At 63.1% G+C, this 13378-nt stretch carries 12 protein-coding genes; all 12 read right to left on the bottom strand.

All coding sequences use genetic code 11. From position 1 onward, the window contains the following. Nucleotides 1-4 precede the first annotated feature (4 nt). On the bottom strand, nt 5-3562 hold the full coding sequence (dnaE, locus tag ACNQOP_RS18315; protein WP_284987256.1) for a DNA polymerase III subunit alpha: 3558 nt from the start codon (nt 3560-3562) through the stop codon (nt 5-7). A gap of 59 nt (nt 3563-3621) precedes the next feature. Then, entirely contained in the window at nt 3622-4548 is a 927-nt protein-coding gene (locus ACNQOP_RS18310) for an RluA family pseudouridine synthase (RefSeq protein WP_416405374.1), read from the bottom strand. After that, complete coding sequence (gene lspA, locus ACNQOP_RS18305; protein ID WP_416405417.1) at nt 4541-5149, bottom strand: signal peptidase II; 609 nt, start codon at nt 5147-5149, stop codon at nt 4541-4543. Before lspA ends, ACNQOP_RS18310 begins: the two co-directional genes overlap by 8 nt. Nucleotides 5150-5247: 98 nt before the next feature. After that, complete coding sequence (locus ACNQOP_RS18300; protein ID WP_235520443.1) at nt 5248-5943, bottom strand: DivIVA domain-containing protein; 696 nt, start codon at nt 5941-5943, stop codon at nt 5248-5250. 159 nt (nt 5944-6102) lie between these two features. Then, nucleotides 6103-6390: a YggT family protein gene (locus ACNQOP_RS18295; RefSeq protein ID WP_235520442.1), complete on the bottom strand. Its 288-nt coding sequence runs from the start codon at nt 6388-6390 to the stop codon at nt 6103-6105. A 130-nt stretch (nt 6391-6520) separates the two neighbouring features. Continuing rightward, nucleotides 6521-7057, bottom strand: a complete 537-nt coding sequence (locus ACNQOP_RS18290; protein ID WP_235520441.1) for a cell division protein SepF — start codon at nt 7055-7057, stop codon at nt 6521-6523. An 85-nt stretch (nt 7058-7142) separates the two neighbouring features. Beyond that, nucleotides 7143-7871, bottom strand: coding sequence for a YggS family pyridoxal phosphate-dependent enzyme (locus ACNQOP_RS18285; RefSeq protein WP_257371326.1), 729 nt, complete (start codon nt 7869-7871; stop codon nt 7143-7145). Next, entirely contained in the window at nt 7864-8577 is a 714-nt protein-coding gene (locus tag ACNQOP_RS18280; RefSeq protein ID WP_284987254.1) for a polyphenol oxidase family protein, read from the bottom strand. Before ACNQOP_RS18280 ends, ACNQOP_RS18285 begins: the two co-directional genes overlap by 8 nt. Before the next feature lie 26 nt (nt 8578-8603). After that, nucleotides 8604-9824: a cell division protein FtsZ gene (gene ftsZ / locus ACNQOP_RS18275; protein WP_235520438.1), complete on the bottom strand. Its 1221-nt coding sequence runs from the start codon at nt 9822-9824 to the stop codon at nt 8604-8606. A gap of 217 nt (nt 9825-10041) precedes the next feature. Continuing rightward, the gene (locus ACNQOP_RS18270) at nt 10042-10899 is read right to left on the bottom strand and encodes an FtsQ-type POTRA domain-containing protein (protein WP_416405373.1); all 858 of its coding nucleotides are present in this window, start codon (nt 10897-10899) and stop codon (nt 10042-10044) included. Then, complete coding sequence (gene murC, locus ACNQOP_RS18265) at nt 10892-12262, bottom strand: UDP-N-acetylmuramate--L-alanine ligase (protein WP_416405372.1); 1371 nt, start codon at nt 12260-12262, stop codon at nt 10892-10894. The genes ACNQOP_RS18270 and murC overlap by 8 nt, the downstream gene beginning before the upstream one ends. Continuing rightward, nucleotides 12259-13377 carry an undecaprenyldiphospho-muramoylpentapeptide beta-N-acetylglucosaminyltransferase gene (murG, locus tag ACNQOP_RS18260; protein ID WP_416405371.1) on the bottom strand — a complete coding sequence of 373 codons (1119 nt, stop codon included), beginning with the start codon at nt 13375-13377 and terminating at the stop codon, nt 12259-12261. Before murG ends, murC begins: the two co-directional genes overlap by 4 nt. Between the last annotated feature and the right edge of the window lies 1 nt (nt 13378).

Below are 13378 nucleotides of genomic sequence, written 5' to 3'. Positions count from 1 at the left end.
CCTTCTAGTTATCCAGGCAGGCAGGGCCCAGGAGGACCTTGAGATCTCCGAACAGTGACGGGCTGGGGTTCACCCGCATGTGGACCGGCAGCCCCATGACCTCCACCTTGGTGTCGCCCATCAACTTCAGCCGGACTTCCGAGTTTCCCCGATGTGTCCGCAGCACATCACGGAGGTCAGTCACTACCGCTTCCGTCGCCTTAAACGTGGGGATGGTGATCACCACGGGCCCGTTCACGCTTTCGCTGAGGTCCGGCACGGAGAGTTCCATGCAGTTCAGCGTCACAGCTCCGTCATCACGCCGTTGCAAGCGTCCCTTGACCACCACGATCAGGTCTTCCGCCAGCACGGAGGCAATCGGGCCATAGACCTGCCCGAAGAACATGACCTCCATCGAGGCGCCCAGGTCCTCGATTTCCGCCCGGGCATAGGCATTGCCGCTGGCCTTCGCGATTCTTCGGCTCAACGAGGTGATCATCCCCGCAATGGTGACAATCGCGCCGTCGTGCGGTCCGTCCTCGGCGATGATCGATGTGATGGATTGTTCGGCGTGCTGGCTGAGGACGCCCTCCAGCCCCTGGAGCGGATGGTCTGAGACGTAGAGGCCCAGCATGTCGCGCTCGAAGGAGAGCTTGTCCTTCTTCTCCCACTCCGGAAGATCCGGAATCTCGGTGGTCAGCGATGCTTCGGGTTCCTGATCCTCGAAGCCCGCGAAGAGGTCGAACTGGCCAATCGCTTCATTCCTCTTCAGGGTGATGACCGAGTCGATGGCTTCTTCGTGGATCATTGCCAGCGCGCGCCGGTGGTGGCCCAGGGAGTCGAACGCGCCGGCCTTGATCAGGGATTCAATGGTCCTCTTGTTGCACACGACGGCGGGAACCTTGAGCAGGAAATCCTTGAACGAGGTGTATTTGCCTTCGGATGTCCTGGCCGCAACCATGGCATCCACCACGTTCACGCCGACGTTGCGGATGGCACCCATGCCGAAGCGGATGTCCGTTCCCACAGGCGTGAAGTTCAACGAGGACTCATTGACATCCGGCGGCAGCACCGTAATGCCCATGCGGCGGCACTCATTGAGGTAGATGGCGGACTTGTCCTTGTCATCGCCCACCGACGTCAGCAGCGCCGCCATGTACTCGGGCGCGTAGTGCGCCTTCAGGTAGGCAGTCCAGTAGGAAATCACGCCATACGCAGCGGAGTGGGCCTTGTTGAAGGCATAGTCGGAGAACGGGAGCAGGATGTCCCAGAGCGTTTTCACGGCAGCCATGGAATAGCCGTTGTCCTGCATACCTTGCGAGAAGCCGGCGAACTGTTTGTCCAGCTCGGACTTCTTTTTCTTGCCCATCGCGCGGCGGAGGATATCGGCTTGGCCGAGTGAGTAGCCGGCCAGCTTCTGCGCCACGGCCATAACCTGCTCCTGATACACGATCAGGCCGAAGGTGCCGCCGAGAATCTCCTTCAAGGGTTCTTCCAGCTCCGGGTGGATAGGAATGACCTCTTGGATCCCGTTCTTGCGCAGGGCATAGTCGGTGTGGGCGTTGGCGCCCATGGGACCCGGGCGGTACAGCGCCAGGACTGCGGAGATGTCTTCGAAGTTGTCAGGCTTCATCAGCTTGAGCAGGGACCGCATGGGTCCGCCGTCAAGCTGGAACACGCCCAGGGTGTCGCCGCGGGCCAGGAGTTCGTAGGATGCGGCGTCGTCTAGTTCCAGGTTTTCCAGGTCCAGTTCGACGCCACGGTTCATCTTAATGTTTTCCAGCGCATCCGAAATGATCGTCAGGTTTCGGAGGCCCAGGAAGTCCATCTTGATCAGCCCGAGGCCTTCAGATGTCGGATAGTCGAACTGCGTGATGACCTGGCCGTCCTGGAAACGGCGCATGATGGGAATGACGTCAATGATGGGGTCCGAGGACATGATCACGCCTGCAGCGTGCACGCCCCACTGGCGCTTCAGCCCCTCAATACCCAACGCCGTCTCGAAGACCTTCGCGGCTTCGGGATCGGTGGCGATGAGCTGCCTGAAGTCCCCTGCTTCGCTGTAGCGCTTAGACTCGGGGTTTTGGATATCGGCGAGCGGGATGTCCTTGGCCATGACTGCCGGCGGCAGGGCCTTGGTGAGTGTCTCGCCCATGCTGAACGGGTAGCCAAGCACACGCGAGGAGTCCTTGAGCGCCTGCTTGGTCTTGATGGTTCCGTAGGTGACGATCATGGCCACTCGCTCGTCGCCGTATTTCTTGGTGACGTAATCGATCACTTCGGAGCGGCGGCGATCATCGAAGTCGACATCGAAGTCAGGCATGGAAACGCGGTCCGGGTTGAGGAAGCGTTCGAAGATCAATCCGTGCTGCAGCGGGTCGAGGTCGGTGATGCGCATGGCGTAAGCCACCATGGAACCTGCACCCGAGCCACGGCCCGGACCCACCCTGATGCCATTGTTCTTGGCCCAGTTGATGAAGTCGGCAACCACCAGGAAGTAACCGGGGAAACCCATGGAGGTGATGACGCCAAGCTCGTAGTCGGCCTGAGCGCGTACCTTGTCCGGAATGCCCTGGGGGTAACGGTATTTGAGTCCGGCATCGACTTCCTTGACCAGCCAGGACGTCTCGTCCTCCCCGGGCGGGCAGGGGAATCGCGGCATGTAGTTGGCACCGGTGTTGAACGATACTTCGCACCGCTCGGCGATGAGCAGGGTGTTGTCGCAGGCCTCGGGGTGGTCGCGGAACAGTTCACGCATTTCCTGCGGCGACTTCAGGTAGTACCCGCTGCCGGAGAACGCGAACCTCGAACCGCCGTTGTCGTACGTCGGTTCCAGGAGGGTTGAACCCGATTGGATGGCCAGGAGGGCCTCGTGCGCCTTGGCGTCGTGCTCGTGCGTGTAGTGGAGATCGTTGGTGGCTACAAGCGGAAGGTTCAGCTCCTTGGCCAGGCGCAGCAGGTCGCCAGTGACGCGTCGCTCGATGTCCAGGCCGTGGTCCATCAACTCGCAGAAGTAGTTCTCCGCGCCGAAGATGTCCCGGAACTCCGCGGCGGCCTCCACCGCCTCGCGGTAGAGCCCCAGCCGCAGCTTGGTCTGGACTTCCCCGGATGGGCAGCCGGTGGTGGCAATCAGGCCCTCGGAGTAGGTGTTGAGCAGTTCACGGTCCAGCCTCGGCCATTTGCCGAACACGGAGTCCAGCGAGGCAATCGAGGAGGCCCTGAAGAGGTTCCGCATGCCCACGTTGTTGTAGCTCAGCAGCGTCATGTGGGTGTAGGAGCCACCACCGGAGACGTCGTCTTTGCGCTGGCTTTCGTCGCCCCAGCGGACGCGTTCCTTATCGCCGCGGGCCGTACCCGGGGTTACATAGGCCTCAACGCCAATGATGGGCTTGATGCCTTTGTCCGTGGCCTTGCGCCAGAAGTCGAACGCACCGAACAGGTAGCCGTGGTCCGTGGTGGCCAGGGCGGGCATGCCCAGCCGTTCGGTTTCGTCAAACAACTCACCCAGCCTGGCGGCTCCATCCAGCATGGAGTATTCGGTGTGGGTGTGCAGGTGGACGAACGAATCATTGCTGGAAGTCACCACGACAGTCTACCGTCCCCGGTCCGACAGAACGTGGACCCGGGGACGGTGAGGGCAATCTACGCGGATCCGCTGGCAAGCAGGTCCAGCGCGTATTGGAGGTCCGCGGGATAGTCGCTGCTGACCTCCACCCACTCCCCCGTGCGGGGGTGGTTGAATCCCAGCTGGCGGGCATGCAGCCATTGCCGGGTGAGGCCCAAGGTGGCGGCCAGGCGGGGGTCCGCGCCGTAGGTGAGATCACCGGCACAGGGATGCCGGAGCGCCGAGAAGTGGACGCGGATCTGGTGGGTACGTCCCGTTTCCAGGTGCACCTCAACCAACGTCGCCTTGCCGAAGGCTTCCAGTACCTCGTAATGGGTGACCGACGGACGACCATCCTCAATGACAGCGAACCGCCAGTCGTGGCCGGGGTGACGTCCAATGGGGGCATCGATGGTCCCCTCAAGTGGATCAGGGAGGCCCTGGACCACTGCATGGTAGACCTTGTCCACGGTGCGTTCCTTGAACGCCCGCTTCAATACCGTGTAGGCATGCTCTGTTTTTGCCACGACCATGACACCGGACGTGCCGACGTCGAGCCGGTGCACGATCCCTGCACGCTCAGGTGCCCCGGACGTTGAGATCCTGTATCCCGCCCCGGCGAGGCCGCCCACCACAGTGGGGCCCACCCATCCGGGAGACGGGTGGGCGGCGACTCCCACCGGCTTGTCGATGACAACGAATTCATCGTCGTCCAGCAGGATTTTCAGGCCTTCCACAACTTCCTCCACGACTTCCAAAGGGTCAGGCCGTTCCGGAACGGTGACGTCCAGAACTGTGCCGGCTGCAAGCTTCGCCGATTTGCCGAGGGGCACGCCCCCGACAGTGACGTTGCCTTCGGCGATCAGCAGTGCCGCGGCAGACCGTGAGATGTCCAGCAATTTCGCCAACCCGGCGTCCGCACGTGCTCCAGCCAGGTCCTCGGGTACCACCACGGAGTCACTCACTGGTGGAATCCCCCGTGGAACCGCCGGCCGGCTTGGCCTCACCGGTTGGCTTCGGCGTTTGGACATGGCGGGACCCGTCCATGCCAACGCCGCGGAGAGTCAGCAGGCAGAGGATGGCCACCCCGGACACTACAGCCGAGTCGGCGATGTTGAAAATGGCAAAATTCGGCAACTGAATGAAGTCCACAACATGTCCCATGGCAAAAGACGGCTCACGGAACAAGCGGTCTGTCAGGTTGCCCAATGCGCCGCCGAGCAGCAGGCCCAGCGACAATGCCCACCAGGCCGAGCCCAGCCGGCGCAGCTGGAAAAGGATCGCAATGGAAACAGCCGCCATGACGATCGTGAAAATCCATGTGACGTTCTCACCGATGGAGAACGCCGCCCCGGAGTTCCGGATGTAATACCAATGAAGCAACGGTGGGAGCACGGGTATCCGCTCGCCCTCGGTCATGGTGCTGGTTACCCAGAGCTTGGTGAGTTGGTCGAAGGCGTAGGCGAACACGGCGAAGCCGGCAAAAAGCCAGAGTACGGCCGGACGCCGCTTTCGGCGTGAGCCGGGCTCCGGCTGTGAAGCGTCATCGGTGAAGTCGTCGGTCATTATGGCTTTCATTCGGTAAGCGTGGTGGCCGCTGCGGTGGGTTAACAGCAAAAGCCGGTGGCCGAGGAGTCCTCAGCCACCGGCTTTTAGAATACTTGCTATACGTCTGCGGTTGCTTCGCCGACCTCAGGGGCAGCGACGGAACCACGGGCGTCGAGGTCACGCAGCTGGCCTTCGATGTAGGCCTTCAGGCGTGAGCGGTAATCGCGCTCGAAGCCACGGAGCTGCTCAACCTTGCGTTCAAGGACGGAGCGCTGCTGCTCGAGGGCACCGAGGATCTTGCGGGACTTCTCCTGGGCGTCGTTGACGAGGCTGGAGGCCTCGATCTGCGCCTCGGCGATGATCTTTTCTTTCTGCTGCGCACCGTCGGAGACGTGCTTGTCGTGCATCTGCTGTGCCATGGCAAGCAGTCCTGCAGCCGACTCGGCAGAGGGGGTGAGGCTGTTGTTCGCAGCAGGAGCCTTGGCGGCGGCAGCGGCGGCCTGGTCAGCTTCCTTCTTCTTGGCAGCCTCAGCGGCAGCCTTGGCTTCAGCTTCTGCCTTGGCCTCGGCTTCCTTGTCGACCTTGACCGGAGCCGGCACCTTCTCGACGACCGGAGCCGCAGTGGTTGCAGCAGGCACAGCCGAACCGGCCTCGGCGAGCTTCTTGCGAAGCTCGTCATTCTCCTGGTTCAAGCGGCGAAGTTCCACCACGATCTCGTCGAGGAAGTCATCGACCTCGTCCTGGTCGTAGCCTTCGCGGAACTTGGTCGGCTGAAAGCGCTTGTTGACAACGTCTTCTGGCGTCAAAGCCATCTGGTCACCTCGTTGGTCTAGTTAGTCAGTAGGCCTTCCGGCCGTTCAAAACTACGGTACCTAAATATCATCTGGTTCCTCCAATTCAACACCATCGTGTTGAATTGGAGAGAATTTGCGGCCTGTGGACCATCGGTGGTCCGGGGTTCCGCGGTGCAGCTAGGCCAGGCTGCTGGTCACGGCCATCGCAATGCTGACCGCAATGATCAGGATCAAAAAGCCCAAATCCAGCGAAATTCCGCCCATTTGCAGGGGCGGGATCAGCCGCCGAAGCCTCCTCAGGGGCGGGTCGGTTACGGAGTACACCACATGGGCTGTAACCAACGCCACACCCCGGGGCCGCCATTGTCGGGCGAACATCTGCACCCACTCGAAGATGAGCCGGATGATCAGGGCAATGAAGAACAGCAACAACACTATGTAGATAAGGCCGAAAACAATGCCCACGAGTTAGCTCAGATCTCCCACTTGTTCCGGAATGCCGATCGGTCCATAGTATGCAACGCCGATCGGTCCTTACTATTGCAACACAGATGCCAGGCAGGTAGACCCGCCTGGCATCCTTGAAAGACTCTTGTCAGCTTTGGTTGAAGAAGCTGGCCTGCGTTTCGCTGGCCTTCTTGTCATCTCCTATGACTTCGACATACGACGGCGACAGCAGGAAGACCTTGTTGGTCACCCGCTCAATGCTGCCATGCAGGCCAAAGACCAGTCCTGCGGAGAAGTCCACAAGGCGCTTCGCGTCCGCTTCGCCCATGTCGGTCACGTTCATGATGACGGGGATGCCATCCCTGAAACTTTCACCGATGACTTTGGCGTCGTTGTACGAGCGGGGATGGACGGTGGTGATCTGCCTCAGGCCCGAGGCATCTTCGCGGCTGGACGCCGCACGCTTAATGGGTGTCACAGGTGCGCGGTATTCCTCTTCGGCGTCAACAGTGGGCATTTCACGGACAACTTCCCGGACGGGAGCAGGCGCGCGGCGCTCTTCCCGTTCCTGTGCCTGGGGGCGTTCTTCGTCGGGGTGCGAGGCGGCTGCCTGCTCAGATTCGTAGTGTTCATCGCCGTCGGCGAGCCCAAGATAGATCATTGTCTTGCGCAGAGCGCCAGCCATGGTGCACTCCTATCGTTTCTGCAGTAGGCGGGCCGCCATGACTTGACACATCGGAACCCCGGCCCGTCATTCCAATACTTTGACGCTACCCCACGGCCGGACGGGAACCGAGAATATCGGAGCCAATTCTCAGGTGTGTCGCCCCGAACTTAATTGCAGCTTCCAGGTCCTGGCTCATGCCCGCGGACATGGCCGTCGCTTCGGGGTGGATTAAGGTGAGGGCGGCCGAAATCCCTGCGAGCTTTTCGAAGGCCGCCTCGGGATCGGCACCCAAGGGTGCTACGGCCATCAGGCCGGAGAGCTGCAGGCCGCCGGCTGATTGGATCTTTTCGGCGAGAACCTCGACGTCGGCCGGGCCGGCACCGCCACGGTGAGCACCGGCGTCGTCCTCCAGACTGACCTGGATGAAACAGTCGAGGTCCGCGCGGCCCGTACCATCCTGTTCGCGCGCCATGGCTTTGGCCAGCGCATCAACGAGTTGGACGCGGTCGATTGATTGGACGGACGACGCGTACTTGACAACCGACTTGGCCTTGTTGCTTTGGAGCTGCCCGATAAAGTGCCATCGGACATCAACGCCAGCCAGCTCACTTGATTTGGCAGCGGCTTCCTGGTCACGGTTTTCGCCGACATCCGCGACTCCCAGGGATGCCAGGCGCCGGACGTCCGCGGCGGGATGGAACTTGGTGACCACGATCAACCGCGGCGGATCGGTCCGATGGGCGGCCGCGGTTGCCGTTTCGATCCTGCCCGCCACGGCGGCCAGCCGTTCGGCCAGTTCCGCGGTACGAGGATCGTTATCAGAGCTAGTCATGCGTCCACACCAAACCTGCGAATCGACCGGTACGGTTGTCCCTCCGGTACGAGAAAAGATTGTCGTTTTCCAACGTGCACTCCCCCGAATACTCGACACTCACGTTCGCCGCGGCCAATTGGGAGCGCACTCCTGCTGGAAGATCCAGGGCCGGGGTTCCCCATGACGTGGATGCCCATGCCGCTGGCACGTCAGCAGCCACGGTGGCCCGCAATTCTGCCGGCACCTCATAGCAGGAACCGCAGATGGACGGGCCCAGCCAGGCCCTGATGCTCGCAGCTCCCCGCCGGCGCATCTCCGCGACGGTCGCGGGGATAACGCCCGAGGCGACACCTGGACGCCCCGCGTGGGCTGCGGCAATGATGGGCTGGTTCCTGGAATCCACACCCACCAGGACCACAGGCACGCAGTCTGCAACCATCACCGCCAAAGGTTGCGGTGCCGGGTGGGCGTAAGTCCCTCGGGAGACCATGGCATCCGCGGTGGGGCCCTGGCCATGGACCTCGATGAACTCCACGGTGTTTCCGTGGACCTGATCCATGTACTGGAAGCGCCCGGCGCCCAAGCCAACGGCTTGGTCGAGGCGGGCCCGCCGGTCCAGGACCTCACCGGGGTCATCCCCGACGTGGAGGGCCAGGTTCCCGGCGTCCCTGTCCGTAAAGGCTACGGAGACGCCGGGCAGTACTTCATTACGCCACCAAAACACCAGGTACTGACTCTCCGGACGCGGCTTTACTTCAGGAAGTCGGGAACGTCGAGGTCATCCGAGCGGCTGCCGGTGAGATCCGGTTCCACCACGGCAGGAAGGTCGACGTCGAAACCTGAGTCTGCGGGCAGGGCGGCGGGACGCTGCTGGCCCCAGTTGCCCAATCCTGCGGCACCGATGCCGGCCGTCGCGTGCTGCGGTGCAGCTGCGCTGGAGGGAGCGCTGTTCGGAGCAGCGGGACGCTCGGCGGGGACGGGGTTCTGGGCCGGGCGCGACTGGTCCATCGAAGGAGACGTTGCCTTGACGTCGTCGAAGCCTGCAGCAATGACAGTGACGCGGGCTTCGTCGCCCAGGGCGTCGTCAATGACGGCGCCGAAGATGATGTTGGCCTCGGGGTGGGCCACTTCCTGGACCAGGCGGGCGGCCTCGTTGATTTCGAACAGGCCGAGGTCCGAGCCGCCCTGGATGGAGAGCAGGACGCCGTGGGCGCCGTCGATGGAAGCCTCCAGCAGCGGGGAAGCAATGGCCAGTTCCGCGGCCTTGACAGCACGGTCTTCGCCACGGGCGGAGCCGATACCCATGAGGGCTGAACCTGCGCCCTGCATCACGGACTTCACGTCGGCGAAGTCAAGGTTGATCAGGCCGGGCGTGGTGATGAGGTCGGTGATGCCCTGGACACCGGACAGCAGCACCTGGTCCGCGGAACGGAAAGCGTCCAGGACGGAGACGTTGCGATCGCTGATGGACAGGAGGCGATCGTTGGGGATCACGATCAGGGTGTCGACTTCATCGCGGAGGGCGTCGATGCCGGCCTCCGCAGAGCCCGCGCGACGACGGCCTTCGAAGGTGAACGGCCTGGTCACCACGCCAATGGTCAGCGCACCCAGGGAGCGGGCGATGCGCGCGACGACAGGGGCGCCACCGGTTCCGGTACCGCCGCCTTCGCCAGCGGTGACGAAGACCATGTCTGCACCCCGGAGAACTTCTTCGATCTCGTCGGCGTGGTCTTCTGCGGCCTGCTTGCCGACCTCAGGGTTTGCTCCGGCGCCGAGGCCACGGGTGAGTTCGCGTCCGACGTCAAGCTTGACGTCGGCGTCGCTCATGAGCAGCGCCTGCGCGTCGGTGTTGATGGCGATGAACTCGACGCCCCGAAGGCCCACCTCGATCATGCGGTTGACTGCGTTCACGCCACCGCCGCCGATGCCGACGACCTTGATGACGGCCAAGTAATTCTGCGGTGCTGCCACGTTTCGTGCCCCTTGCTTGTGTCCTATAGCGAAACTGATCGAGTCCAACTTGAATACTTGGACCTTAACCCTCTAGTTGAAGGTTATAGTTATGTCAAGTAACTCTACAGCGACGGTATTTCCTCTGGTTCCCACATGCAATGACCGCTTGCGCGTGTCGTGTCATTGCCGTGAAATAAGGCTGCCGCCGGCGCGAGTCTACTTTCCCTGTGCTGCTCTATTTGGTGAACGGATGCCGCGGGACACTGACGTCGTAAACGCTCACGGGTACCTTCGGGTCCGCAGGCATCTTCAACAGCGCTTCAAGTGCCTTCGCCTTCAGTTCCCTGTCCTCGGCATTGCCCCACACTACCGTCTTTCCGTCCACGAGTTTCAGTTCAACCGCATCCGGGGACGCGGCTGATGCTGTGGACATCCGGGCCAGGACGTCGGGAGGCAGTGTGTCCAAGACGGCGGCTATCGCCTTGAACAACTCCGTGTTGGTTGCGCCGGCGCCAGCGTCGATCAAGGGCAAAGCCACAGCGGCCTGGTCCTTGGTGGAACCCAGCTGCACGCCATCGACGTCGACCATCACATAGCTGTCACCCTGTTTCAACAAGGCTACGGGTACCCGTTCGTTGACGTGCACCAACAACTCCGACGGCGGCCGCGCCTCGATGGTGGCCGACCGGACCTGGATCAACGGCTTCAGGAGCTCGTTGACTTCCTGCTCGCTGACTTGCGGAAGCGGTTTGCCGTCCAGGCCTGACAGTGCTTTCCGGACGGCATCAGGTGTCAGGAGCGTGGTGCCGTCCACGGTGATGGTCCGAACGGCAAGGGCCGGGGAAAAGACCGCCGCCGCCATGAGCACGGCAACGAAGGCCACGACAAGCGAGACCGTCCACAGCACGAGTCTTCGCTTGCGTTTCCCCTTTGGTTCCGGAAACGCGATGACGTTATCCGACGTCTTTTGTTCAGGCTCGACGGACCGTTGGGCACTGATGACCCCGCCCGGGCCCTCGCTGCGCGGACCGCCGGCCTTGCCCACGGGCGAGTCCGCCCCGGGCTTGAACGTCGGTTTGCGGGTGCTAGCCACCCAGGGCTCCAACGATCGCTGGCCCGTAAGCCGTGACGTCGCCCGCCCCTACCGTCAGGACCACGTCGCCCTCAGCTGCCGCAGCAACCACTGCTTCCACGGCCTCGTTGGCCCCCACAAGGCGGCCGTTGGTCAAATGATCGGCGATCAATGCGCTGGTGACGCCCGGAACAGGGTCTTCGCGGGCTGGATAGATATCCAGGACCAGGGCTGTGTCAGCTGCGGCCAGTGCCTCTGCGAACTCGTTGGCGAATTCACGCGTCCGGGAAAACAGGTGCGGCTGGAAGAGGACGTGGACTTTGCTGCCTCCGGCTACGGAACGCGCGGCCGACAGGGCAGCGCGGACTTCCGTGGGGTGGTGCGCATAGTCGTCATAGACCCGCACTCCCCTGCCTTCTCCTTTGAGCTCGAACCTTCGCGAGGCTCCTGTGAAATGCCCCAGCGCCGCTGCGGCAGTCTCGGGGCCGACGCCAAGTTCGACGGCGACCGCGAACGCGGCTGCCGCGTTCAGCGCGTTGTGCCGCCCCGGTACCTGAAGGTCCAGCGAGTGGGTATCGGCGCCGACCGCTACCGTCACGGCGCCCGGACCGTCGTCGTGAAGCCTGATGTCGGCGTCGTCCGCTGTTCCATATGTCAGCACGCGGGTCGCCCCCTTCGCGGCCGTGCGTTCCGCCAGGGCACGCGCACCGGCGTCATCGGCGCAAGCCAGCAGCACTCCATCGGCCGGCAGGAGCGCGGCAAAATTATCGAAGGAAGCGAACACGGCCTCGGGCGTGCCGTAATGGTCCAGATGGTCGGCTTCGACGTTGGTGACGACAGCAATGAGCGGGCGGTAATTCAGGAAGGAGCCATCCGACTCGTCGGCCTCCGCCACGAAGATATCCGAGGCTCCATGGGCGGCATTGACGCCCAGGGCCGGGACATTGGCGCCGATGGCGAAAGAGGGGTCCATCCCCGCTTCCTTGAGAAGGACCGCGATCATGGAGGTGGTGGTGGACTTGCCATGCGTGCCAGCCACCGTGACCACGCGGTGCCCGGCCATTGTGGCTGCCAACGCCTCGGACCGGTGCAGGACAGGCAGTCCCGCTGCCCTCGCGGCGGCCAGTTCAGGGTTATCCGCGCGGATTGCCGAACCGGCCACGATGGTTTGGGCATCGCCCAGGTTCCCGGCGTCATAGCCCACTGCAATGCGGGCACCCCCAGCGGAGAGGTCATGCATGACGGGCAGGTCCTTGGCGTCCGTGCCGCTGACGGGCACACCCCGCGCCACCATGATCCGGGCCACGGCGGACATACCCACGCCGCCGATGCCAATGAAGTGGACACGGCCAAGGGACTCGAGGGGGGCGATGCTGGTGGTCATGCGGATACCGCTTCCAAGACAAGATCAGCCATGCGCTGATCGGCGTTTCTGATACCAAGGGCCTCGGACTTGCGGGCCATGACGCTGAGCCGTGCTGGGTCCGACAGAAGCGGAATAAGTTCCGCTTCCAGCCACGCCGGACTCAGGTCCTTGTCGTCAACCAAGAGGGCTCCCCCGGCGTCCACCAAGGGAGCAGCATTCAAGGCCTGCTCTCCGTTCCCGATGGGCAATGGCACAAACACCGCGGGAACGCCCACGGCAGCCACTTCGCTCACCGTCCCGGCGCCCGCGCGGGCCAACAGGACATCGGCAGCGGCATAGACGTTCTCCATCCCGTCGACGTACTCCACTTGCCGGTAGCCGGGAGCGGCGAGGAGACCGCCGTCGTCGTCCAATACCGACTTGCCGTTGCCGGTGATGTGCAATGTCTGGATCCCGGCCGCAGCCAGTGCCGGCAAGGAGGCGGCGATGGAACGGTTGATGCTTTGGGCGCCGGATGATCCACCGGTAACAATCAACGTCGGTTGCACCGGGTCCAGACCCAACGACGCCTTGGCCGCAGGAGCTGCCTCGGCCCGGTTGAGTCCGGAGATGGCACGGCGCATGGGCATGCCTACGTGCCGTGCGCCACGGAGGCGGGTCCCGGCGAAAGCGACAGCCACATATTTGGTGAACCTCGCGCCCACCTTGTTGGCCAAGCCGGCCTTCATGTTGGCCTCGTGGATGACTATGGGGATCCCGAGTTTCCGGGCTGCCAGGTACATGGGTGTGCAAACGTAGCCGCCCACTCCCACCAGGACATCCGCGTCCGCATCAGTCAGGATGCGCCGGGCCTGCTTGATCGCGGCACCCATGCGCCCTGGAAGCCTCAGCAGGTCGGCGGAAGGACGCCGCGGAAACGGAACCCGGTCGATCGTTGACAGCTCGTAGCCGGCGGCCGGCACGAGCCGGGTTTCCATGCCCGACGGCGTACCGACAGTCATGATGGCGGCGTCGGGTCGCCTGTCCCTCAAGGCATCAGCGATAGCCAGCAGGGGGCTGATGTGCCCTGCCGTTCCGCCGCCGGCCAGGACGACGGACAGGGGCTTGCGGGCAGTAAGGGATTCAGGAGTCATG

It is taken from the genome of Arthrobacter sp. LFS091 (assembly GCF_047977885.1).
Taxonomy (GTDB): Bacteria; Actinomycetota; Actinomycetes; order Actinomycetales; family Micrococcaceae; genus Arthrobacter.
The sequence above is the reverse complement of the archived record's forward strand: the minus strand, read 5'-3'. Positions and strand labels throughout refer to the sequence as shown.